This window comes from Brachyspira alvinipulli ATCC 51933, from assembly GCF_000518245.1.
In the GTDB taxonomy this organism is placed as follows: Bacteria; Spirochaetota; Brachyspiria; order Brachyspirales; family Brachyspiraceae; genus Brachyspira; species Brachyspira alvinipulli.
Genome location: NZ_KI912407.1, coordinates 194,245 through 216,480, shown reverse-complemented (window position 1 = coordinate 216,480; position 22,236 = coordinate 194,245). Strand labels below are relative to the sequence as shown.

Here is a 22,236-nt window from a genome sequence, read left to right as displayed (position 1 = left end):
TTATTAAAATGCATATTAAAGTTTATGCTGGAAAAAGCAAGAGATTAATTAATTATAATTCAATTATTATAAAAAAGAGTATTGATGAAATATGTAATACTGCTGATATAGTATGTCCTTTAAGCGAATTAAAAAAAGTAGAAAAGCATGACAGGATAATAATAAAGGCTCTTATGTGGAATAATGAGGAGAGAAATGTAACAACTACTTTAGTTGATGATATTAGTGCAGTATTAAATAATAATCAAAAGCAGATGACTATACATTCACGTTCTTATGCAAGAGATATAATAGATTCTACAGATTCAGGAAGAATTGAAGGCGGTACATTAGTAGAGGTAGTAAGAAAAATAGCACAAAAATATAATTCTAATATAGTAGTATCACATTACCCTACAAACAAAGATAATTCACCTCCTATAGCATCTTTTACATGGGAAAATGAAAGTGTTTGGCAGAAACTGCTTACTATAGCAGAAAATAATGGCTATGCAATAGCTTCAAATCAAGCGTCTAATCTATATGTATGGGCTAGAAATACATATTTGGCAAATAATGCAAATCATAAAATCATAGAAGGAAAAAATATAAAATCAGCATCTTTAAATAAGAGAGGATATGAGCAGTTTAATTGCTATAGAATAAAAGGAAATTATGGAATAGGAGAAAAGTTTGATTATAAATGCGATACAAAAAGGGTATTTACACTATTTTTTACAGATGAAAATATATCTCAAAAAGAACTTTTAAATAGAGCTGAATCAGAATTAAAAAGAAGAAAATCAGATGAATTAAATATTAATATGTATGGTTGGGGATTATCATATGAGGAAATAGAAAATAAAAAAATAAAAAATAATGATAAGATAGAAGTATTTTATGAGCCTAAGCAAAAAATAAAAGTTAATATTCCTTCTTTTGGAATAGATGACTATAAAGTAATTAAAAGTGTTGAGCTTGTTCTTAATAATGAAGAGTTTTCATCTAATATAATTTTAGTAGATGAAGGAGCTGTATAAAATATGTCTTTGCCTAATCTTATTTCATCTATATCTTCTAAAATAGCAAATATGATAACTATTTCAAAATTTATAAAAAGAAATAATGATGATACTATTCAAGTAAAATCTTCTTATGATAAAACAATAGAAAAAAAAGAATTATTTCCTTATGGATTTATTGCAAAAGCTAAAGAAGGAGAAGTAATTATTTTATCTAAAGGCGGTAATTTTGACAGCTCTCAAATATTGCCTATTTTATCTAGTGATAAAGCTCCTGAAATTAAAGAAGGAGATACATGTATATATAATGAAAAAATATCAATAATTATAAATGAGGATATGATAAAAATAGGAGGAGATGATTTCGGCGGACTTATAAAAATAGAAGAATTAAAAAAAGAATTGGAAAAAAATAATCAAATACTTCAAGCTATATTAAATATATGTTTAGGAGCTCCTATACCAGAAGCTGGAAATGGAGCAAACTCTGCTTTTCAGCTTGCTTTAAGTACTGCTTTAGCTGGAAAGACAATTGCTAATTTTAGTAGTATAGAAAATACAAAAATAGTGCATGGAGCCAATAATTGAAATGTTAGAAATAGATCTAAACAAATATAATAATATAGAATATCTTGTTTCTATGAGCATTTATTCAAATAAAAATAAATGGTGGGCAGACAATGATTTTGGCAGCGATTTATTTGCAAAAAAAAATAAATTAAGCAAAGAAACTCAAAATGAAGTAAAAAGAATAATAACTGATTCTCTTGAATGGATAGTTGAAGACGGACTTGCAAAAGATATAGAAGTTGATACTGAAATAGAAAATAAAAGCAGATTAAATTATTCTGTTTTAGTCAGAAAGCCTGATAATAATACAGAAATTATAAAAGGAGTGTGGGATAATGAATGAATCTTTAGAGCAATTAAAATTAAAAATATTAAATCAATATTACAGTGAATTAAATCCTCTTGAAAATACTCCTAAATATAATTTAGTAAAAGTAATAGCAAATGTAGAAGCTGGTATTCAATATTCCCTTTTAGGTGATATAGAGTTTTTAAAAAAACAAATATTTCCTGATACAGCAGAAAAGGATTTTTTAAGAGCTCATTGGGCTGACAGAGTACCGCCTCTATATGCTGAGGTGGCGAGCGGAAGTATTTTGGTAAAAGGTATTGCTGGTGTTTCAATTCCTTCAGGCTCAGTATTTAGATCTGAACAAGGTAATAATTATTTTATGACAAAAACGTACATCATAGCAGAAAATGGAAGTGTAGAAATAGAAGTTCAGGCTGAAAATGCAGGTACCAGCTACAATTTAAAATCAGAATCTAAATTAAAATTAGCTTCTAATTTAATAGCAAATGTAGAAAGTGAAGCTGTTGTTCAAAGAGATATAGCAGGAGGAACAGATGGAGAAACAGATGAGGCTTATTTAATTAGAGTATTAAATTATATAAAAGGAAACAGTAATGGAGGAAATGGAGATTTTGCTGATGAAGCATTGAACTCATCATCAGAAGTAAGCAAAGCATTTGAGTTTAGAAATTTTAATGTATTTGGTGCTTTGCTTGTAGTTGTAATAGGAGGAAATGCAGATACTGGCTTTATGAAAGTATCAAACATAGATAAAGTTCAAGAGCATATAGAAAAAAAATATCCATATACAATATTTACAGTAAAAACTCCAGAAATTATAACTGTAAATATAACTATAGAATTAAAAAGAGAAGAAGATACTGTAGGAATTAGAGAAATGATTACATCTACTATTAAAGAATATTTTAATAAAAGAGTAAAGCCTGATATGGAAATAAAAGAAGCATTAATCAAAAATCTTATAGTTGATGATATTAATGTTACAGAAGCTAATGTTGAAATAGAAGGAGGAGATAAATACTATAATCAATTAGAATATGCTGTTTTAGGAACTATAACATGGAACTAAATATTAAAGATGAAAAAACTTATTTTGAAGCTGTAAAAAGTCTTTATCCTGAAGGGGTATTTTTTGAAAGTCAGTTTGAAAATGAAAACTCTGATATGTCTAAATTAGCAAAACTTCAGGCTGATATGATAAAAAAAATAAAATTAGAATTAAAGAAATTATGGCTTGAAGCCAGGCTTGAAACTTGTACAGAAGATACGATAGAAGATTATGAAAGAATACACTCTAAGGAAATAAGAAATGGTTTAAGTTTAGAAAAAAGAAAATTACTTATTTTGCAAAATGATTTGCTTGTTTCTCAAAACCCAAAAGATACTATTAACAATCTTATAAAAAATGATTATCAAACAGAAATATTAAATATTAATGCTAATCATAAAATATCTGTATTCGGACATGCATCTTTTGGTCATACAAGACTTTATAATTATAGAGCATTTTGTTCAGTAATAATAAAATTAAAAAAGATAGAAGATTCAAATAAAAAAATAGAATTAGAAGAGTTTTTAATAAATTTATTTGATGCAAATAAAATAATATTTTTTGATTATGTATAAAGGAGTTAATTTTTATGTCATTATATCCTAAAGACCAAGAAATCACAGTTTTTGGAGAAAATATAAAATATCCGAATATGGGAGAAGATGGAAAGTTTACAAATGGAAGTTTTTCTGACCCTAAAATTAAGCCTTCTTTTATTCCAGCTGAAACTATAAACCTTATTTTGGATAATTTGGAAAATGTTATAAAAGAAGCTGGTATTGAAAGTAATAATCAAGATACAAATCAATTGATAAATGCTGTAAAAAAACTTGCTGGAGATAATGTCAGTAAATTTAAATATAAATTAGAAGAATTTGATACTGGTAAAATTTGGATAGATGACAGAATTATATACGGCAGAGTATTTGTAATAGAAAATTTAAATACTCAGCATTTTCCTATAGAGATTCATACATTTGATGATATAGATAAAATGATAGACTATAAAATAATAGGTGTTTATAATTATGATGTTGTAAAACAGCTATTCAAAGATTATTTAATAGGTAAAGATAAAATGCCTGCTATTTTAGCTTTATATATAGAAAACAACATTTTATATTTTCATTGTTTAACAAATCCAGATCTAATTATAAATAATAATGACAATAAATTAGAAATATATATAGAATATATAAAAAATAATAAAACTTTACTTATTATAAATCCATTATCTTTAGATTTATATGAAGATATAGACAGGATATCAGAATTGCAGGTAAATACAGATGCTGAAACTTTTGAAGCTAGAATAGAAAATCAAGAAATAGCTTCATTAATTATAGAAGAAAATAAATTAAGAGTTGTACAAAAAAAGATAGGAAGTTCAAATATAATAATAGAAGCTCATGCATCTGGAAGAGAAAAAGCAAGCGTAACTATACCAATACAGATAAAAGAAAGACCAATTACAACTTTAACTTTATCATCTCAAAGCGGTGAAGTTAAGCAAGATGAAACTATTTCAATTACTGCTGATACTAATGCTGATAGTATAGAAGCTCAAATAAATAATTCTAATGCTCAAATAAGTGTATCTGGAAAAACTATTAATATTATTGGTAAAAATGTAGGTTCTTCAATTATTACAGTAAAAGCACAGATACCAAACTCTTTGGAAGTTAGTAAAAATTATAATTTAAATATTTTAGAAAATATATATTATAATTCGTTAATATATGGCAAAATAACTTCAAATTCAGCGTCATGGGGATACAATATATTAACAATTAATTGGACAAATAATAATTGGGATTGGAATTCTGGAAGAAATAATGTAGTAATTAAAACATATAATAGTAATAATCTTTTACAAACTATAAAATGTAATTATTATATTAGCTATTTTTCTCCAAATGTACAAAGTTCTAATGCATATTTTAAAAAAGATGGCGAAAAATTATTAGCATATCAATCAAGACTTAATAATGTCGAATCTATTACTGATATAGTAATATTTTCAGCATAATAAGTACTAATAGCCACTATTTTTATGGCTAGTTTTTTTGAATACCTTTTATTTTGGGATAGCATTTTGTTTTGGGCATTATTTAGTATCGTAATATATACTTTTTTATAATTAGCTCCGTTTTCTAATTTGTATAAATCTTCTAAAACGTTGCCTTGAATAGTTTGAGGTTTATACACAGTTTTATAAACCTCTAAAAATTTCTTATTTCTTACTTCCAATGATAAGTGAGGTGTTTTATTTTCTATAATCTCTTCTTCTTTAATATATTTAATATCTGGAGCTAAAATTATATTAGAACAGCTTAAAATAAAAATAACAATAATAATAAAAATGATTTAATATACATATATGCTTATATTAGCATGATGTAAATTCAAGTCAAGGCAAAAAGGCTATATTTAACTTGATTTAAAAAATATTTATTTATTATAAATAATGTTAATAATAAAATGGAGCTATTTTTTATGGAAAACTATACAAATCTAAAATGGCAATCAATAGATGAATATAAATCTATAAGTTTTATATGTTGGAATTGTGGAGAAAATATTGCATCAGAAAAAGCATATGGAGCAACATATTATTCTACAGGTTACAAAAAAAATTTTTATATAGGATTAGTTTATATATGTCATAAATGTAATGCTCCAAACATATTTAATAGAGATGGAGATCCTATAATAAAACCTCCTTATGGTAAGAATATTGATAAATTACCAAATGAAATAAGAGAAGCGTATAATGAAGCTAGAAAATGTATGCAAGTTGGAGCATATACTGCTGCTAGTATGATTTTAAGAAAAATATTAATGAATGTAGCTGTTTCTGAAGGAAAAGAAGAAGGTGATACATTCAAAAATTATATAGATTATTTAGACAATGAAGGTATCATACATAAAAAACAAAAAGGTCTTATAAATAAAGTTAGAGAAATAGGAAATGAAGCTAATCATGAGATTAAATCTGTATCTGAAGAAGATGCTCAATATATATTTAAATTAATTGAGCATCTATTGTTAAATAATTATGAATTTATAGATAATGATAACTCCCCAAATTAAGCTCATATTTAATATTATGCAATTAATTTAATAAATATATTCGTTGGTTTTTGACTCGTTTTTTGTTGGGGTTATCACATAACAGCACCGCCGAATCCAATCCATTTCATACCATAGTTGTCAACAATTGTGCTGCCTATAAATGAACCTAATGCTACTCCCAAATTGAAAGAAAATGAGTTGTTAGCTGAAGATAATGTAAGACATGAAAGATAATCTTTTTAAACAAAGTTTAATATATTAATATGCACAGGAGAAGTCATTAAATATATTGAAAAACCTACTGAAAATACAATTATAGCAGATCCTATCTGTGTATCAAAAGCATAAGGAGAGGCCAGCATGAATAAAAACTGAAATATAAATACAAATCTTAATTTATATACTCCGTTTTTTTCTGCTAATTTACCGAAAGTAAGGTACTGCATAAAACAGCTATTCCAAATACAAATAGTGCTATGCTTATGCGGTCATTTGGTACATGCACATACTCAGTAAAAATAGGGTTCAAATAAGTATAAATTACATAAGATGAAGCTGCACCAAATATATAGTAAGAGAACTTAATATTAGTCTGCTATCTTTTACTATTATGAACTGCTCCATTAACTTTACTTTATATCTTGGTGTATTTCTAGGAAGCGTTAGAGCCATTAAAACCATAGTAATTATACTTGAAATAGATATAAATAAAAATGAATCTCTCCATCCGAAATTATAGCTTATGGTAGTTCCTATAGGAAGCCTTAAAATATATGATATACTGAATCCTGAATAAATCAAAGCTACTATAATACCTCTGCTTTCTTTTTTCGCTACATAAGGTATAAACGATATTGATACAGATATTAAAACTCAGGATATTATAGCTGTGAATACCCTCATAATAATCAAAAATATATAGTTATCAGCCATTGAACATAGAAAATTACTTATGACAAATAGTATGCTTGCAAATATCATAAAGTAATATCTGTTAAACTTTCCAGCAATAGCGGCAGAAAATGGTGAACATAAAGAGTATGCTAAAGCAAATATTGATATAATTCGGCTTGCCTGAGTGATTGTTATATTTAAACTAGTGGAAATATCTGTTAAAATAGCTACTACTATAAATTCACTAGTTCCCAATACAAAACTTAAAATGACGAGGGCGATTATAGCAAATATTTTATTTTTTCTATTATGTTTACATTATTTATATCATTATTTTTAATAGCCTTAGCATTTGACATCCATTATTCCTCATTTTAAGAAAAAGTATGAAATATTTTCTATATAATTTTTAGTAAATATTATCGGATTTTTTTGTAAAAATTATTTTAGTTATTTTATAATGATTTCTAGCAATATTTTATAAAGTTCTAAGGCAAAAACACTATGACCATTTTCATTTAAATGAACTCCGTCAAAGTATATATCATAATAGTTATGATTTTTTAAGATATTATTTATAAACATATTGTATATATCTATGCTTTTTATACTGTTTCTTTTCGTATATTCATTGATAAAATTAACATATTCTTTTAAAGTATCTTCAAGTTCATCTAAATTATTTGCTTCAAAAAATGTAAATGTCTCTTTTATAAATGGAATAGGTGTAAAAGCTATGATTTCAATATTATTTTCATTGGATTTATTTATTATATTGATAAATGACTCTTTTATTTTTTCTAAAGATTTGTAAGTAAATATATCATTAACTCCGCCCATTAATATAACAGAATTAGGATTTTCTTTTATGCAGTCGATATCAAAACGGGCAAACATACCTGATATCATATCTCCGTTAATACCTTTGTTAATAAATATTATGTCTTTATTGTCTTCTTTAAATTTATTATTTAAAATAGAAGTCCATATATTTTTTCTGTTTACCATGTAACCGTAAGTTGTACTGTCGCCTAAGCAAATTATATTTTTCATTATATTATTTCCTAATTTCCTATTAATTTATAATAAAAAAGTGCAAACCTTGTTTAGGATTTGCACTTTAATGTTTTTATTTATTTTTTACTTTTTAGCTTTTTTCTTTATAGAAGGAAGCTCATCATAAATTTCTTTGAATAAATACTCAAAGAAATCATTATCATATTTATTGATATCTTCTATAAATATCATATCTTTAGCATTTTCATAAGGCGGCTTTAATATATAATCCTTCATTAAAGTTTTTGCCTTATTAGTAGGCTTTATAAAAAGATGATTATCGCATACATAGGCTATTATTTTATTTTTATAATAGATTATATATTCTCCCATCATAGACTTATAATCAATACCATCTAAAGAATCCAATTTATCTAATACTGTATTAAGAAACTCTTTATTGGACGGCATTAATTAACCTTTTCTATTTTATCAAAACCAGTAAATGGTCTTAAAGCCTCAGGAATGATAACGCTTCCGTCTGCCTGCTGATAATTTTCAAGTATAGCAATCCAAGTCCTTCCAACAGCAATACCAGAACCGTTTAATGTATGTACTAATTCAGTTTTTCCGTTTCTTCTAGTTCTCATCTGCATACGTCTTGCCTGATAATCCCAACAGTTACTTACACTTGATATCTCTCTGTAAGTGTTTTGTGAAGGAAGCCAAACTTCTATATCAAAAGTTTTATAAGCAGCATTTCCTATATCTCCGGAAGAAAGAACTACTACTCTATATGGAAGTTCTAATGCCTGCAAGATACTCTCAGCATCTTTAAGCATTTTTTCATGTTCTTCTTTAGATTTATCTGCAGCACATATTTTTACAAGCTCAACTTTATCGAATTGATGCTGTCTTATTAATCCTCTCATGTCCTTACCATAAGAACCAGCTTCAGAACGGAAACAAAGTGTATAAGCAGTACAATATAAAGGAAGCATGTTTTCAGGTATAATTTCTTCTCTGTATATATTTGTAAGAGGAACTTCTGCAGTAGGTATTAAATATAAAGCAGGATCATCTGTAGTTTTAAATAAATCCTCTTCAAACTTTGGAAGCTGACCAGTACCTGTCATAGTTCTGCCATTAACAAGCATAGGAGGTACATATTCTGTATAACCATGCTCAGTTGTATGTTTTTTTAACATAAAGTTAATTAAAGCTCTTTCTAATGCCGCACCTTTTCCTTTCATAAGTGAAAAACGAGTTCTAGCCATTCTTACTGCTCTTTCAATATCAAGAATATCAAGTCCTAAAGCTACATCAACATGGTCTTTTACTTCAAAATCAAATTTACGAGGCTCACCCCATCTGATTATTTCTTTATTTGCCTTCTCATCATCTCCGTCTGGTACATCTTCAGAAAGCATGTTAGGTAAATAAAGTATTTCATTATTAACCGATTCTTCAAGTTCAGATAATTTTTCTTCTTTTTTATTTAAGGATTCTGTGAAGTTTTTCATTTCTTCTTTTATTTTTTCTGCCTCTTCTTTATTTCCGGCTTTCATACATTCGCCTATTTTTTTTGAAGATTCATTTTTTTTAGCTCTGTCCTGCTCAACTTCTTTTAATAAATTTAGTCTTTCATGCTCTAAAGCCTTTAACTTGTCTAAAGATACCTTACTTCTTCTTTTTCTTAAATTTTCTTCTACTAATTCAATATTTTCTCTTATTAATTTAACATCTATCATAATAAAATCCTTAAATAAAATTTCTACAAATTATACTACTTATTTAAAAATAGTAAATTATATTTTGATAAATTTTATTAGTTTATATATTAGCAAAATAATTAAATATTTATAATTATGCATACAAACTAATATAATTACTATTGACAATTATTTATAATAGTGTATTATGTATACAATTATATTTTAGGATTTATTTGTGAACTTTATAATGATTGTAATAAATATGCTTTGCAATTCAATGCAAATGACTATGGTATGCAGTATAGATGGCTGTGAAGTATAATTTATTTTTTATTTTGTAGTTTCAGCCGTCAAGTATTGGCGGCTTTTTTATTTTTAAACTACAATATGGTTGACAGATATCTTTTTAATTATATAATGACGAAATATACTTTTTTATTAGAAAATATATTCTCGTTAAAAATTACAAAACAATAATTAGGATAATTAATGATAATTTTAGAGAATGTAAGTAAAGTATTCAAAACTGCAAAGAATAAGCAGCTTAATGCAGTAAATAATGTATCTCTTAAAATAGAAAAAGGCGAGATATATGGAATAATAGGGTTTTCTGGGGCTGGTAAATCTACTCTTGTAAGATGTATAAATTTATTAGAAAGACCTACTTCAGGTAAGGTTTATTTGGATGGTGTGGAGCTGACATCTTTACCTCAAAGAGAATTAAGACAAAAAAGAAAAAAAATAGGAATGATATTTCAGCAATTCAATTTATTTGCTTCCAGAACAGTATTTAAAAATGTTGCTTATGCTTTAAGATACCGCGGTTTTTCAAAAGAAGAAATAGAAAAAAAAGTTATGTCTTTATTGGAATTAGTTGATATAAAAGATAAGGCTTATGTTTATCCTTCTCAGCTAAGCGGCGGTCAGAAGCAGAGGGTTGCAATTGCAAGAGCATTGGCAAATGATCCGCAAATACTATTATGCGATGAAGCTACCAGTGCTTTGGATCCTCAGACAACTTCTTCTATTTTAAAATTATTAAAGAAGTTAAATGAACAGTTTGGACTTACTATAGTTGTAATAACACATGAAATGAATGTTGTAAAAGAGTTATGCAATAGAGTGGCAGTTATGAATAAAGGCGACTTGATAGAAGAAGGTAATATATTTGAAGTATTTTCTAATCCTAAAAATAGAATAACTCAGGATTTTATAGATACTACTTCAAACATATCAAAAATATATTCGCTTGTTGAAGAGGGAAATAATATAACAAAATTAAAAAGCGGAGAATGTATAGTAAGACTTAAATATAAAAAGGAAAGTGTTGCTGAGGCTTTAGTATCTCATATTTCAAGAAAATTCAATGTTGATGCTAATATAATATTCGGTAATATTGAACTTATAGATGATAGTCTTCTTGGCGGACTTGTTGTTATAATGCATGAAAAAGAAAAAGGCGGTATAACAAAAGCTATAGATTTTTTAAAAGAACAAAATGTTGATATAGAGGTGATATCCGATGCTAGAATTACTCAATAAATTAATACCTAATGTAATGGCTGATTTGCCTAGACTTTATCAAAGTATAATACAGACATTTATTATGCTTTTTTATTCAGGAATAATATCGTTTTTTATAGGCGGTTTTTTGGGGGTATTGCTTATAGTGACAAAAAGATTCGGTATAATGGAAAATGTGTTGGTGTATGAGGTTTTAAGCAAAGTTATTAACTTTTTCAGAGCCATACCATTTATTATTCTGCTTGCTATGTTAGTACCTCTTACAAGATTTATAATGGGTACTGCTATTGGTGTAAAAGGAGCTATTATACCATTAATATTTGGTACAGTGCCGTTTTTTGCAAGACAAATTGAAAGTGCATTATCTGAGGTTAATTATGGATTGGTAGAGGCAGCTCAATCTATGGGATCGTCTCCAATATCTATTATTTTTAGAGTGTATTTAAAAGAAAGTATTGCTCCTATAGCTAGAGGAACTACAATAACTGCAATCAGTTTGATAGGACTTACAGCTATGGCTGGTGCTGTAGGTGCAGGCGGACTTGGAACTTATGCTATACAGTCAGGATATTATAGAAATAAATTAGATATTATATATGTGTCTGTAATACTATTAGTTATATTAGTTGGTATTATACAGGCTTTAGGTAATTTTGTAGTAAAAAAAGCTACACATTAATTTAAAATTTTTTATTAAAGGAATTTATTTATGAATACTATAAAAAGAAGAAAAGTTGTTTTGATAGGTGCTGGTCATGTAGGTTCGCATGCAGGTTATGCTTTAGCTTCACAGGGATTAGTTGAAGAAATCATTTATATAGATATAGATGAAAAAAAGGCATTTTCTCAGGCTTTGGATATATTTGATTCTACTGTTTATCTTCCTCATAGAGTAGAAGTTAAAGCTGGAACTTATAAAGATATTGATGATGCTGATATAATGGTTGTATGTGCGGGTCCTTTGCCTAATATGGATCAAACTAGAATGGACACATTGGGTGCTACTATCGAAGTTATGAAAGATATAGTAGGTAAAATAAAGAATACAAAATTTTCCGGTATAATAATTAATATATCAAATCCTGCTGATGTAATTACTCATTATTTGCAAAATAAATTGAATTATGATGCTAAAAGAATAATATCTACTAGTACAACGCTCGATTCTGCAAGATTAAGAAGAGCGATATCAGAGGCTATTAATGTTGATCAAAGATCTATATATGCTTATGCTTTGGGTGAACATGGAGAAAGTCAAATGGTTCCATGGTCAGCTGTAACAATAGCGGGTAAATCTTTATTTGAGCTTATGAAAGAAAAAGATAAATATTCTAAACTTGATTTAAATGATTTAGCTACTAAAGGAAGAAGAGGCGGCTGGGATGTTTTAGGAGGAAAAGGTTCTACTGAGTTTGGAATAGGTGCTTCTTTAGCTGAAGTTGCACGTGCTATACTTTGCGATGAACACAGAGTTCTTCCTGTATCAGTTTATTTGAATGGAGAATACGGACAAAATGATGTTTATGCTTCTGTTCCTGCTGTACTTGGAAGAAATGGAGTTGAAGAGATAATAGAAATAAAAATGAATGATGATGAGAAAAAACTATTTGACGAGTCTTGCAGTGTAATGAAAAAGAATTATGAATTGGCTTTAAATATGTGATTATTTTAGGAGATAATGATAATGAAGAAGATAGTTTTATTTTTGAGTTTGATATTTTTTACAGCATGTTCATCTGGAAATAAAAATGTTAATTTAGTGAAGGTTGGATATATAGGAGAATCTGACAGAGTAATTTGGGAAGAGGTTATCAGACAAGTTTCAAATGATAATATACAAATAGAATTAGTATCTTTTGGAGATTATCTTCTCCCTAATCAGGCTTTGAATGACGGAGATATTGATTTGAATAATTTTCAGCATTATGCTTTTTTTAATAATGAAGTTGAAACTAAAGGATATAAATTAACTGCTATAGCTGATACTTGCTTGGCTGCTATGAATATATATTCTCAAAATATATCTAATGTAAATGAAGTTAAAGAGGGTGATAAAGTAACTATACCTAATGATCCTTCAAATGGAGGAAGAGCTTTAAAAGTATTAGAAGCTGCTGGTTTGATAAAACTTAAAGATAAAAGTATCGCAAATCCTGAGTTAAAAGATATATCCGAAAATCCTTTAAATATAGAAATAGTTGAAGTTGATGCTGGAAGTATATATAGTTTACTCCCTGATGTTGCTTGTGCTGTTATTAATTGTAACTTTGCTTTAAACTTTGGACTTAATCCAGATAAAGATTCCATATTTAAAGATAATCCTTCAAATTATGCTGATAAGAATTATATTAATATAATAGCAGCTAGAACAGAAGATAAGGATAATGAAATATATAAAAAAATAGTTAAGGCTTATCAATCAGAAGAGGTTAAAAATATATATAGCAAAGACTTTAAGGGTGCTTATATAGCTGTATGGGAGTAATTTATTTTTCTGAATACAATTATTAATTATGCTTTGTTTATTATAGATATTTGTATGATTTTGATTTCTAAATAAATATTTATCGGAATATATTAATATAATATCTTAACTTTTATAATTGGAGAAATTACATGTATAGAAAATTGTTCTTAATATTTTTAATTATTATTTTATTCTGTTTTTCTAGCTGTGCTGATAATAATGCATCTAGTGTTAAAATAGGTCATATTGGAGAATTTGATTCATATATATGGAAATCTATATCCAGAAAATTAGAAGGTGAAAATATAACATTAGAATTAATAAATTTTTCTGACTATTCTGAAATAAATAGAGCATTGAATAATGAATATATAGATATAAATAATTTTCAAAATTATGCATATTTTGTAAATGAAACTAATAAAAATGATTATTGTTTAAGTATATTAGAGAAAACCTTTATAGCTTCTATGAATATGTATTCAAGAAATTTAACTAATGTTGCTCAAATTTCCTCAGGGGCTAAGATTGCTGTACCAGACGATTATATTAATTTTTCAAGAGCTTTAAAAATATTAGATTCTATTGGATTTATCAGATTAAAGAAGAATGAGAAAAAGGATTATAATTATGAAGAAAAGGATATAATTGAAAATTTCTTAAAATTAGAGTTGGTTCCTACAAAAGCAAATGAAATATATTCTATTATTGATGATGTTGATGCTGCTATTGTTAATTATAGTTTGAGTTTTGATTTTCAGGATGAAAATATTTTATATATTGATGACCCAAGTAAATATGAATCTGATATGTATGTTAATGTAGTTGCGGCAAGACTTGAAGATGAAAATAATGAAGTTTATAAAAAAATAGCAAGTTCTTATAAAGAAAGAATGTATGATGAAATAAGAAATGGAAATATTAAAGGCCTTATAATGGTTGATTAATTTATAAAAAATCAAAAATGGAGAAAATTAAAATGAAAAAAATATTATTAATTTTTATATCAATATTATTTTTCTTATCATGCTCTAATAATGCACAGAAAAATACTGTTGTTAAAATAGGACATGTAGGAGAATCAGACAGAACTATATGGAAGCCTGTTATAGAGAAGCTTGCAAAAGAAGGTATTACAGTGGAATTAATTTCTTTTGCGGATTATACTCTTCCTAATCAGGCATTAAATGACGGTGAAATAGATTTAAATGCTTTTCAGCACTTTGCATATTTCAATAATGAAGTAGAAACAAAGAATTATGATTTAACAGCTATAGGCACTACTTTTATTTCTGCTATGAATATATATTCAAAAAATATAACGAATGTAAATGAGGTAAAAAATGGAGATAAGATTGCCATACCTAATGATCCTGCAAATGGAGGAAGAGCATTAAAAGTATTAGAAGCAGCAGGACTTATAAAAATAAATCCTGAGGCAGGAGATTCTCCAAGTATGAATGATATAACAGAAAATAATCTTAATATAGAGTTTGTTGAAGTTGATGCAGGAAGTATATATAGTCTTCTTCCAGATGTTGCTTGTGCTGTTATTAACTGTAATTATGCTATAGATTTTGGGCTTAATCCAGGAGCTGATTATATATTTAGAGATGATCCTTCTATTTACGAGGGAAATTCTTTTTATAATTTAATAGCAGCAAGAACTGAAGATAAAGACAATGAATTATACCAAAAGATAGTTTCCGCATATCAATCAGCTGAAGTTGAAAAAGTATATGCTGAGGATTTTAAAGGTGCTTATTTACCTACTTGGAAATAATAAATTAATTTTAAGGAGAAAAAACAATGAAAAAAATTCTATTATTAATATCTGCATTGATATTATCTTTATCGATATTAGCATGCGGAGGAAATGCCAAAAATAGTGAGCAGGTTGTTAAAGTTGGTTTTGCAGGAGAGTCTGATTATCAAATTTGGGAGCCTATAGTTGAAAAATTAGCAACAGAAGGAATAAAAGTAGAATTAGTATCTTTTTCAGATTATACTATACCTAATCAGGCATTAAATGACGGTGAAATAGATTTGAATGCTTTTCAGCATTATGCATATTTTAATGATGAAGTATCTAATAAAGGATATGATTTAACTGCTATAGCTGATACTTATATATCTGCTATGAATATTTATTCTACTAATATTACTGATGTAAAAGAATTAAAAAAAGGAGATAAAATAGCCATACCTAATGATCCTTCTAATGGAGGAAGAGCTTTAAAAGTTCTTCAGGCTGCTGGAATTATTAAAGTAAAACCTGAGGCAGGAGATACTCCTAGTGTAAGCGATATAATAGAAAATCCTTTAAATGTTGAAATAGTAGAAATGGATGCTGGTGCTATTTACGGTGTTCTTCCTGATGTTGCTTGTGCTGTTATAAATGGAAACTATGCTATAGATTTCGGTTTGAATCCTGGTTCTGATTATATATTCAAAGATGATCCTTCTATTTACAGCGGAAAATCTTTTGTTAATTTAATAGCTGCAAGAACTAAAGATAAAGATAATGAATTATATAAAAAAGTTGTAGCTACTTATCAATCTGAAATAGTTGAAAAAGTTTATAATGAAAACTTTTTAGGTTCTTATTTACCTACTTGGAAATAAATAGCTATTTTTATTAGGAAATTGTATGTTAGATTTGAGTGAAAGAACGAAAATATTTGTAGATTCTGTTATAAGAAGGATGACAAGGGTATGCTTAGAGTATGATGCAGTTAATTTATCTCAAGGCTTTCCTGATTTTGACCCTCCTAAGGTAATAACTGACAGATTAATAGAAGTTGCCAATGAGGGCCCTCATCAATATGCTGTTACTTGGGGATCTCAAAAATTTAGAGATGCTTTAATAGAGAAACAAAAGCATTTTATGGGATTAAATAATATTAATTCAACAGACAATGTTGTTGTTACATGCGGAAGTACAGAAGCTATGATGGCAGCAATGATGGCTGTATGTAATCCTAGAGATAAAGTTGTTGTATTTTCTCCTTATTATGAGAATTATGCAATTGATGCTATACTTTCAGGGGCGGATCCTATATTTGTACCTTTGAGACAACCAGATTTTAATTTTGATGCTAATGAATTGGAAGATGCATTCAAGCAAAATGCTAAGGCATTGATTTTATGTAATCCTTCTAATCCTTCTGGTAAAGTTTTCACTAGAGAAGAGTTAGAAATAATTGCATCGCTTGCCAAAAAATATGATGCTTATGTTATTACAGATGAGGTGTATGAACATATTATTTACAAGCCTCATAAACATATATATATGTCATCTTTACCGGATATGTTTGAAAGAACAGTATGCTGCAGTTCGCTTTCAAAAACTTATCATATAACAGGATGGAGACTTGGATATATAATAGGGCCTAAGCATGTTATTGATGCTGCTAAAAAGATACATGACTTTTTAACAGTAGGTGCTGCTGCTCCATTGCAGGAAGCTGCTGTTGAGGGGTTAAAACTTCCTTATTCTTATTATGATGAATTACAGGAAAAATATACTAAAATGCGTGATATGTTTTTAGATGGTTTAAGGAATTTAGATTTAAAATTTACTGAACCTCAAGGTGCCTATTATGTTATGGTTGATATAAGCGAGTTTGGTTATGACAGCGATATGGATTTCTGTTATGATTTAGCCAAAAAGGTAGGAGTAGGTGCTGTTCCTGGTTCATCATTTTTTAAGGAACCTACTAATAACTTGATACGTTTTCACTTCTCTAAAAAAGAAGATACGGTTAAAAAGGCTTTGGACAGGCTTGCTGATATTAAATCTAAAATGAAAAAATAATCTACTCATTATATTATAAATAATAGCATAGGGATATAAAAAATCTCTATGCTATTTTTTTACTATAAATTATTTTCTTTTAATTTTTTTATATTCTTTATTTCACGGCTAACCATTATAACAGTGACAATTAAAGCAGCTCCGTCAGCAACAGGACCCGCATACATTACACCATCTATACCTAATATTCTTGGAAGTATTATGATAAGAGGAAGCAAAAATATTATCTGTCTTGTCATAGATATAAATGCTCCTTTAAATGCTTTTCCTAAAGAAGTAAAGAATGTACCTGTTACAGGCTGAATACCATTTATTACCATAAGAGCCATATATATTCTCATATACTCTTCTGCAAAATGGAAATACAATTCGCTTCCGTCACCGAATATTCCTACAATTTGTCTTGGGAATAATTGAAATAAAAGGAAAGCTATAAAAGCCATTATTGTGGTTATTGTTATTGTAAGTCGGTATGTACTTATAACTCTGTCATAATTTTTTGCCCCATAATTAAATCCTATTATAGGCTGACTGCCTTGAGATGAACCTATTATAAAGGCCATAACAAGCATATTAATTTTGGCAATAATTCCTGCAACTGCTAGAGGTATATTTCCTCCGTATACAGATTGAGATCCATAATAACTAAGTACATTATTCATTGTAATTTGAACTGCCATCATAGCTAATTGATTAAATCCTGATGATGAACCTAATGAAAATACTTTTAATATATTTTTTGGATCTACTATAAAGTTATCTCTTTCAAAAGTTATATGCTTAAATTTGAACAAGTATCTTACAACTATTATAAAAGAAATAAACTGTCCTATTATAGTAGCAAGAGCAGCACCTGACATACCCATATCAAATTTAAATATTAATATAGGGTCTAATATAGTATTTACTATAGCACCTGCAAGTACAGATATCATGGAATATTGAGGGCTTCCATCTGCTCTTATTATGTGGCTCATCATAGTAGAAAATATGAAAGGTATAAATCCGAGTGCTGTTATATTTGTGTATTCTACTGAATATTCTAAAACCTCTTTTGTTGAACCAAACATTATCATAAAGTTTTTATTAAAAAGTTTTACTACTATAGTAAATATCAAACCGAATATAAGAACTGATACTATTGTATTTCCTATAATTTTTGCAGCTTTTTTATTGTTTCCTTGTCCTAATAGTATGCTATAAAATGAAGCACTTCCAAATCCGTGAAATAATGCTATAGACATGCATATAATTGTAAGAGGAAAAGCTACATTTGTTGCTGCATTACCATTTATTCCTACTCCGCGTCCTATAAATATTTGATCTACTATATTATACAAAGATCCTACAAGCATTGAAATAATACTTGGTGTTGCATATTTAAAAAGAAGTTTATACGGTTTTTCATAATATAGAGGGTTGGCAGTTACTTTATCATTATTTATCATATAATATCATCCGAAAAATATATAAAATTTATGTTTAAGTATATTTTATTTTATTTATTTTTCAAGAATGTAATTTTGACAATATATCTTTACGAAATATTTGTTTTACTGTATAATTTTTTATAAATTTAATTAGGTGTTTCTGCAATGATAACAAAAAGAATTATACCATGTTTAGATGTTAGAGACGGCAGAGTTGTAAAGGGTACAAATTTTGAAGGACTTAAAGATGTAGACGATCCTGTAGAACTTGCCAAATATTATAATAATTCTTTAGCTGATGAGCTTGTATTTTATGATATTACCGCTTCTTATGAGGATAGAAGTTTATTTGTAAATGTGCTTGAAAAAGTGGCAAAGGAGATATTTATTCCGCTTACAGTTGGAGGAGGCATAAACAGTATAAAAGATTTTGATATAGTGCTTAAATCCGGTGCTGATAAAGTAAGTGTAAATTCAGGGGCTATAAAAAATCCTAATTTAATACGTGAAGCTGCTGAAAAATATGGAAATCAATGTGTAGTCCTTTCTATTGATATAAAAAGAGTTAATGGTAAATATTCTGTATTTGCTAAAGGCGGACGTGAAGATACCAATATTGATGCCATTGAATGGGCTATAAATGGAGAAAAAAATGGGGCAGGAGAACTTGTAATAAACAGTATAGATACTGATGGAGTTAAAAATGGTTTTGATATAGAATTGCTTAAAGAAATTGCTCAAAATGTATCAATACCCTTAATTGCATCAGGAGGTGCTGGAAATATGGAGCATTTTAAAGATGTATTTCAGGTAAATGGGGTTGATGCGGGGCTTGCTGCTTCTATATTTCATTTTAAAGAAATAGAAATAAAAAATTTGAAGAAATATTTGCGTGATAATAATATTAATGTTAGACTATAACTGTATATTCATACATTTAATTTAAGTATAATGTTTAATATAAAAATTGTATATTTATACTTGACAAAAAAAACTTATATATTATTATAGCTTTAAAATTATGAATTATGGAGTAAATGTAATGGAAAGATTCAAATCTCTTTTTTTATTAGATGAATTAAACATATTAAACGGCTATTTTGCAAAGTTTGATGATGATGATGATTTTGATGAAGATTATGACGATGACTATGATGAAGATTATGACGACGAAGACGACTTCGACGATGATGACGATTTTGATGATGATGACGACTTTGACGATGATGATTATGATGATTATGACGACGAAGACGAAGATTATGACGATGACTACGATGATGAAGATGATTATGATGACGAAGACGATTTTGATGATGATGACATTGATGATTTAGATGATTTTGACGATGATTTCGATGATGACTATGATGATGAAGACGATTTTGATGATGATGACTATGACGACTATGACGATGATTATGATGATAATTATGATAAATAATTAATTTGATGTAAAGCAATATTATTATTTATTAATAGTATTGCTTTATATTAAAAGGCGGTTTGATGTCAGAAAAAAAATTCAAAAAATTTAGCAAAGAAAATAACAGCGGAAAAAAGTTTTATAGCAATAACTATAATAATAAAAAAAATAAAAATAATTTCTATAATAAAAAAAAATATCATAACAATAATAAATATCAAGAAAAAAGCATAGAAGAATATGAAAAAATTTATCTAAAAAGGCGTATGAAGGAAGATGTTGAAAGGCCTTTATGCCCTGTTTGCAATGAACCTATATATATTGTAGAAGAAGCTATAAGACACAATGCTACAGGAGAGTTAGCACATTTTGAATGTATTTTAAATGAAATTAAAGATAACAATATTTCAGAAATGGAAGATGAGGATAAAATAGTTTATTTAGGTTCTGGAACTTTTGGAATTATACAAGAGAGACAGAATGGAAAAAGCTCTAGATTTTTTGTACGTAAAAGAATCAATTATGAAAATAAGAAAATAAAGAAAGTAGAAGATGATGCAGATCCTGAAGAGGAGGATTTGTTTAATGTATGATATACCTCTGGGTTTTTCATCTGCTGCTATAAAATCCGGACTTAAAAATAATGATTATGATCTTGCAGTTATAAAAAGCGATCCGCCAAGTATAGTATCTGCTTTATATACTAAAAATACTTTTCAGGCTGCTCCTATTATTTTTTCAAAAAAAAATGATAAAAACAAAATAAATTTATTAATAGTAAACAGTAAAATTGCTAATTCTTTAACTGGAAAAAAAGGCTTGGATGATGTTATTGATATAGCTAAGTATGCATCTGATACTTTTGATATTAAAAGAGACAGTATATTAATGGCATCTACTGGTATTATTGGAGAAGAGTTAGATACTCAAAAAATCAAGAATGGTATTGATGAAGCAAAATACTCTTTAAATAATAGTTTTGATAATATTGCAAGAGCTATTCAAACTAGGGATAAATTTAATAAAATATATTCTACAGAATTGGATGTGTCTGGTAAAACAGCAAGATTTTATGCCGTTGCTAAAGGAAGTTCAATAGTGCATCCTAATATGGCTACTATTTTGCTTTTTATATTTACCGATTTAAATATTGAAAAATCTGCTTTAAATAAGGCATTTAGAGAATCTATAAATAAAACATTTAACAGAATATCAATAGATGGTGAAACTTCAACTAATGATATGGCTGTTATTATGGCAAATGGTGCACTTAATAATAAGGCTGTAACTGAAGGGAACAAAAAATTATTTAAGGATTTAAAAAATAAATTGGATGAGATATGTGCATATTTGGCTAAAATGATCATACTTGACGGAGAGGGTATAACTAAAACAATTATAGTTTCTGTAAAAAGAGCCAAAAATCAAAAAGACGCTTTCAATGCTGCTCATGCTATAGCTACTTCAAATTTAGTTAAAATATTATTTCTTTCAAAAAATCCTAATTTTGAAAAGATACTGTCTGTTTTGGGAAATATTAGTATTAATATTAATATTAATAATGTATCTTTATATGTTAATGATATAGAAATATACAAAAATGGTAAAGTAAATAAAAACGAAGTAAATATTAAAAAACTTAAAGAATATATCAATAAAGATAAAAAAGAAAATTATATAACAATAGATTTGGGTTATAATACTAAATACGAAGATTATTACTATTTCACAGATTTAACTCAGGAATACATATCAATACATTCTTCTTATAATATATAAAAGTTTCTCACTATAATATTCTGCTAACTAAAGTTGTCAGAAGTTCGAAACTTTTATCTGGTAATATATAAAAAGTTTCCCGCATTAATATCCGCACGCAGAGCAAAGTTATAAACATAGGTTTACTTTTATTCTAAATTTTCACTATTTTTAATTTTGTTAAACGTGCGTTAGAGAA

24 protein-coding genes and 1 pseudogene are annotated in these 22,236 nt (G+C 27.5%); 19 read left to right on the top strand and 6 right to left on the bottom strand.

Going from position 1 to position 22,236, the window contains the following annotated elements:
- Positions 1-8 precede the first annotated feature (8 nt).
- The 7 genes from T324_RS0115340 to T324_RS17520 all read left to right on the top strand — a co-directional run bounded on the left by T324_RS0115340 (position 9) and on the right by T324_RS17520 (position 6,028).
- Entirely contained in the window at positions 9-1,019 is a 1,011-nt protein-coding gene (locus tag T324_RS0115340; protein ID WP_028328668.1) for a hypothetical protein, read from the top strand.
- 3 nt (positions 1,020-1,022) lie between these two features.
- A complete protein-coding gene (locus tag T324_RS0115335) occupies positions 1,023-1,589 on the top strand; it encodes a hypothetical protein (protein ID WP_028328669.1) in 567 nt (188 codons plus the stop codon).
- Position 1,590: 1 nt separating this feature from the next.
- Positions 1,591-1,914: a phage GP46 family protein gene (locus tag T324_RS0115330; protein ID WP_028328670.1), complete on the top strand. Its 324-nt coding sequence runs from the start codon at positions 1,591-1,593 to the stop codon at positions 1,912-1,914.
- Positions 1,907-2,953, top strand: coding sequence for a baseplate J/gp47 family protein (locus tag T324_RS0115325; RefSeq protein WP_028328671.1), 1,047 nt, complete (start codon positions 1,907-1,909; stop codon positions 2,951-2,953). The genes T324_RS0115330 and T324_RS0115325 overlap by 8 nt, the downstream gene beginning before the upstream one ends.
- Positions 2,944-3,510 (top strand): hypothetical protein, encoded by a 567-nt coding sequence (locus T324_RS17530; RefSeq protein ID WP_038374941.1) that lies wholly within the window; start codon positions 2,944-2,946, stop codon positions 3,508-3,510. The genes T324_RS0115325 and T324_RS17530 overlap by 10 nt, the downstream gene beginning before the upstream one ends.
- Before the next feature lie 14 nt (positions 3,511-3,524).
- Positions 3,525-4,964, top strand: coding sequence for a hypothetical protein (locus T324_RS17815; protein ID WP_051436760.1), 1,440 nt, complete (start codon positions 3,525-3,527; stop codon positions 4,962-4,964).
- 467 nt (positions 4,965-5,431) lie between these two features.
- A complete protein-coding gene (locus T324_RS17520; protein WP_051436761.1) occupies positions 5,432-6,028 on the top strand; it encodes a DUF4145 domain-containing protein in 597 nt (198 codons plus the stop codon).
- 221 nt (positions 6,029-6,249) lie between these two features.
- On the opposite strand, the gene T324_RS18910 is transcribed toward T324_RS17520, so the two are convergent.
- The 5 genes and pseudogenes from T324_RS18910 to serS all read right to left on the bottom strand — a co-directional run bounded on the left by T324_RS18910 (position 6,250) and on the right by serS (position 9,651).
- Positions 6,250-6,456, bottom strand: a complete 207-nt coding sequence (locus tag T324_RS18910) for a hypothetical protein (RefSeq protein WP_028331063.1) — start codon at positions 6,454-6,456, stop codon at positions 6,250-6,252.
- Between the two features lie 94 nt (positions 6,457-6,550).
- A pseudogene (locus T324_RS18905) lies at positions 6,551-7,159 on the bottom strand (MFS transporter).
- A 195-nt stretch (positions 7,160-7,354) separates the two neighbouring features.
- Positions 7,355-7,957 carry a GDSL-type esterase/lipase family protein gene (locus T324_RS0115290; protein WP_028331061.1) on the bottom strand — a complete coding sequence of 201 codons (603 nt, stop codon included), beginning with the start codon at positions 7,955-7,957 and terminating at the stop codon, positions 7,355-7,357.
- A gap of 87 nt (positions 7,958-8,044) precedes the next feature.
- Positions 8,045-8,371 carry a TfoX/Sxy family protein gene (locus T324_RS0115285; protein ID WP_028331060.1) on the bottom strand — a complete coding sequence of 109 codons (327 nt, stop codon included), beginning with the start codon at positions 8,369-8,371 and terminating at the stop codon, positions 8,045-8,047.
- Positions 8,371-9,651, bottom strand: a complete 1,281-nt coding sequence (gene serS, locus T324_RS0115280; protein WP_028331059.1) for a serine--tRNA ligase — start codon at positions 9,649-9,651, stop codon at positions 8,371-8,373. The genes T324_RS0115285 and serS overlap by 1 nt, the downstream gene beginning before the upstream one ends.
- Before the next feature lie 453 nt (positions 9,652-10,104).
- Between serS and T324_RS0115275 the strand changes: the two genes are divergently transcribed.
- The 8 genes from T324_RS0115275 to T324_RS0115240 all read left to right on the top strand — a co-directional run bounded on the left by T324_RS0115275 (position 10,105) and on the right by T324_RS0115240 (position 17,423).
- Entirely contained in the window at positions 10,105-11,157 is a 1,053-nt protein-coding gene (locus T324_RS0115275) for a methionine ABC transporter ATP-binding protein (protein WP_028331058.1), read from the top strand.
- The gene (locus T324_RS0115270) at positions 11,138-11,818 is read left to right on the top strand and encodes a methionine ABC transporter permease (RefSeq protein ID WP_028331057.1); all 681 of its coding nucleotides are present in this window, start codon (positions 11,138-11,140) and stop codon (positions 11,816-11,818) included. The genes T324_RS0115275 and T324_RS0115270 overlap by 20 nt, the downstream gene beginning before the upstream one ends.
- A 30-nt stretch (positions 11,819-11,848) precedes the next feature.
- Positions 11,849-12,802: an L-lactate dehydrogenase gene (locus T324_RS0115265; protein WP_028331056.1), complete on the top strand. Its 954-nt coding sequence runs from the start codon at positions 11,849-11,851 to the stop codon at positions 12,800-12,802.
- A 21-nt stretch (positions 12,803-12,823) separates the two neighbouring features.
- Positions 12,824-13,624 (top strand): MetQ/NlpA family ABC transporter substrate-binding protein, encoded by an 801-nt coding sequence (locus T324_RS0115260; protein WP_028331055.1) that lies wholly within the window; start codon positions 12,824-12,826, stop codon positions 13,622-13,624.
- Positions 13,625-13,755: 131 nt separating this feature from the next.
- Positions 13,756-14,553, top strand: a complete 798-nt coding sequence (locus T324_RS0115255) for a MetQ/NlpA family ABC transporter substrate-binding protein (protein ID WP_028331054.1) — start codon at positions 13,756-13,758, stop codon at positions 14,551-14,553.
- A gap of 32 nt (positions 14,554-14,585) precedes the next feature.
- Positions 14,586-15,389, top strand: a complete 804-nt coding sequence (locus T324_RS0115250) for a MetQ/NlpA family ABC transporter substrate-binding protein (protein WP_028331053.1) — start codon at positions 14,586-14,588, stop codon at positions 15,387-15,389.
- A 26-nt stretch (positions 15,390-15,415) separates the two neighbouring features.
- On the top strand, positions 15,416-16,231 hold the full coding sequence (locus T324_RS0115245) for a MetQ/NlpA family ABC transporter substrate-binding protein (protein ID WP_028331052.1): 816 nt from the start codon (positions 15,416-15,418) through the stop codon (positions 16,229-16,231).
- A 25-nt stretch (positions 16,232-16,256) separates the two neighbouring features.
- Positions 16,257-17,423, top strand: a complete 1,167-nt coding sequence (locus T324_RS0115240) for a pyridoxal phosphate-dependent aminotransferase (RefSeq protein WP_028331051.1) — start codon at positions 16,257-16,259, stop codon at positions 17,421-17,423.
- Positions 17,424-17,485: 62 nt separating this feature from the next.
- On the opposite strand, the gene T324_RS0115235 is transcribed toward T324_RS0115240, so the two are convergent.
- Complete coding sequence (locus T324_RS0115235; RefSeq protein WP_028331050.1) at positions 17,486-18,868, bottom strand: MATE family efflux transporter; 1,383 nt, start codon at positions 18,866-18,868, stop codon at positions 17,486-17,488.
- Between the two features lie 150 nt (positions 18,869-19,018).
- On the opposite strand from T324_RS0115235, the gene hisF reads away from it, so the two are divergent.
- The 4 genes from hisF to argJ all read left to right on the top strand — a co-directional run bounded on the left by hisF (position 19,019) and on the right by argJ (position 22,058).
- Positions 19,019-19,774: an imidazole glycerol phosphate synthase subunit HisF gene (hisF, locus tag T324_RS0115230; RefSeq protein WP_028331049.1), complete on the top strand. Its 756-nt coding sequence runs from the start codon at positions 19,019-19,021 to the stop codon at positions 19,772-19,774.
- A 121-nt stretch (positions 19,775-19,895) separates the two neighbouring features.
- Entirely contained in the window at positions 19,896-20,297 is a 402-nt protein-coding gene (locus tag T324_RS18315; protein ID WP_028331048.1) for a hypothetical protein, read from the top strand.
- Between the two features lie 65 nt (positions 20,298-20,362).
- Complete coding sequence (locus T324_RS0115220) at positions 20,363-20,872, top strand: hypothetical protein (protein ID WP_028331047.1); 510 nt, start codon at positions 20,363-20,365, stop codon at positions 20,870-20,872.
- Positions 20,865-22,058, top strand: a complete 1,194-nt coding sequence (gene argJ, locus T324_RS0115215; protein ID WP_028331046.1) for a bifunctional glutamate N-acetyltransferase/amino-acid acetyltransferase ArgJ — start codon at positions 20,865-20,867, stop codon at positions 22,056-22,058. The genes T324_RS0115220 and argJ overlap by 8 nt, the downstream gene beginning before the upstream one ends.
- Positions 22,059-22,236 lie beyond the last annotated feature (178 nt).

Bases quoted from the DNA above. Each gene is read 5' to 3' on its own strand.
- T324_RS0115340 (WP_028328668.1), top strand. From the start codon at position 9: ATGCATATTAAAGTTTATGCTGGAAAAAGCAAGAGATTAATTAATTAT.
- T324_RS0115335 (WP_028328669.1), top strand. From the start codon at position 1,023: ATGTCTTTGCCTAATCTTATTTCATCTATATCTTCTAAAATAGCAAAT.
- T324_RS0115330 (WP_028328670.1), top strand. From the start codon at position 1,591: ATGTTAGAAATAGATCTAAACAAATATAATAATATAGAATATCTTGTT.
- T324_RS0115325 (WP_028328671.1), top strand. From the start codon at position 1,907: ATGAATGAATCTTTAGAGCAATTAAAATTAAAAATATTAAATCAATAT.
- T324_RS17530 (WP_038374941.1), top strand. From the start codon at position 2,944: ATGGAACTAAATATTAAAGATGAAAAAACTTATTTTGAAGCTGTAAAA.
- T324_RS17815 (WP_051436760.1), top strand. From the start codon at position 3,525: ATGTCATTATATCCTAAAGACCAAGAAATCACAGTTTTTGGAGAAAAT.
- T324_RS17520 (WP_051436761.1), top strand. From the start codon at position 5,432: ATGGAAAACTATACAAATCTAAAATGGCAATCAATAGATGAATATAAA.
- T324_RS18910 (WP_028331063.1), bottom strand. From the start codon at position 6,456: ATGCAGTACCTTACTTTCGGTAAATTAGCAGAAAAAAACGGAGTATAT.
- T324_RS0115290 (WP_028331061.1), bottom strand. From the start codon at position 7,957: ATGAAAAATATAATTTGCTTAGGCGACAGTACAACTTACGGTTACATG.
- T324_RS0115285 (WP_028331060.1), bottom strand. From the start codon at position 8,371: ATGCCGTCCAATAAAGAGTTTCTTAATACAGTATTAGATAAATTGGAT.
- serS (WP_028331059.1), bottom strand. From the start codon at position 9,651: ATGATAGATGTTAAATTAATAAGAGAAAATATTGAATTAGTAGAAGAA.
- T324_RS0115275 (WP_028331058.1), top strand. From the start codon at position 10,105: ATGATAATTTTAGAGAATGTAAGTAAAGTATTCAAAACTGCAAAGAAT.
- T324_RS0115270 (WP_028331057.1), top strand. From the start codon at position 11,138: ATGCTAGAATTACTCAATAAATTAATACCTAATGTAATGGCTGATTTG.
- T324_RS0115265 (WP_028331056.1), top strand. From the start codon at position 11,849: ATGAATACTATAAAAAGAAGAAAAGTTGTTTTGATAGGTGCTGGTCAT.
- T324_RS0115260 (WP_028331055.1), top strand. From the start codon at position 12,824: ATGAAGAAGATAGTTTTATTTTTGAGTTTGATATTTTTTACAGCATGT.
- T324_RS0115255 (WP_028331054.1), top strand. From the start codon at position 13,756: ATGTATAGAAAATTGTTCTTAATATTTTTAATTATTATTTTATTCTGT.
- T324_RS0115250 (WP_028331053.1), top strand. From the start codon at position 14,586: ATGAAAAAAATATTATTAATTTTTATATCAATATTATTTTTCTTATCA.
- T324_RS0115245 (WP_028331052.1), top strand. From the start codon at position 15,416: ATGAAAAAAATTCTATTATTAATATCTGCATTGATATTATCTTTATCG.
- T324_RS0115240 (WP_028331051.1), top strand. From the start codon at position 16,257: ATGTTAGATTTGAGTGAAAGAACGAAAATATTTGTAGATTCTGTTATA.
- hisF (WP_028331049.1), top strand. From the start codon at position 19,019: ATGATAACAAAAAGAATTATACCATGTTTAGATGTTAGAGACGGCAGA.
- T324_RS18315 (WP_028331048.1), top strand. From the start codon at position 19,896: ATGGAAAGATTCAAATCTCTTTTTTTATTAGATGAATTAAACATATTA.
- T324_RS0115220 (WP_028331047.1), top strand. From the start codon at position 20,363: ATGTCAGAAAAAAAATTCAAAAAATTTAGCAAAGAAAATAACAGCGGA.
- argJ (WP_028331046.1), top strand. From the start codon at position 20,865: ATGTATGATATACCTCTGGGTTTTTCATCTGCTGCTATAAAATCCGGA.